Raw genomic sequence first — 799 nt, forward strand, 5'->3', positions numbered from 1 at the left:
CCCCTCCAAACTATTTGCTTGCATCACCCCTCACACCAAAAAAGCAAAAAATACAAAAGCACCAAAAACAAAAGGCAAAAAAACCACACTAAACCACAAACCACAAACCCCAAAACCCAAAGGTGGATTACACCTTCTTCTTATTCGCATCCTCTAGTATTGCTTTGGCAATATCAGAGACTTCATTAGAGATTTGTGAGCTAGTGTTAGCAATAGAGACATTTTCTTGTGTGACAGATTCTAGGTTAGATATAGCTTCATTGATTTGAGTTATACCTGCTGTTTGTTCTTTTATGGATTCTGCCATATCATTTATGCTTTGGACAAGTAGATTTGTATTAGCTTCTATTTCTCCTAGTGATTTAGAAGTTCTTTCTGCTAGTTTTCTCACTTCATCAGCAACAACAGCAAATCCTCTTCCATGCTCTCCAGCCCTAGCAGCTTCAATAGCTGCATTTAGTGCTAAAAGATTTGTTTGGTCTGCTATATCTCTAATTATGCCTATGACATTTCTTATATCTTCTGTTTGTTGTATGACTTCATTAGTTCTACCAGAGACATTTTGCATAGATGAAGTTATTTCTTCTACTGCTGTTGCAGTTTGTTCTAATGAAGAGGCTTGAGAGTTAGAAGATTTAGTAAGGGCATGGACTGCTTCTTCTAGTTTGCCACTTTGATTATTTAGAGAGTTTGCAAAGTCTAGAGAAGTTTTTAGCATTTTTCTTATTTCTTCTCCTAGTGTGTTTGTGACTACTTCTACTCTACCTTGTGCGTTTGCTACTTGGGTGGAGAAGTCAAG

Annotated in this window: 1 protein-coding gene; it reads right to left on the minus strand. The window is 37.0% G+C overall.

Annotated features, from left to right (window positions below):
• Window positions 1–127: 127 nt before the first annotated feature.
• Window positions 128–799 (minus strand): methyl-accepting chemotaxis protein (locus BKN38_RS12165; protein ID WP_253747070.1); only part of this gene is annotated, 672 nt, incomplete at its 5' end.

It is taken from the genome of Helicobacter sp. CLO-3 (assembly GCF_001854545.1).
Lineage (GTDB): Bacteria > Campylobacterota > Campylobacteria > Campylobacterales > Helicobacteraceae > Helicobacter_B.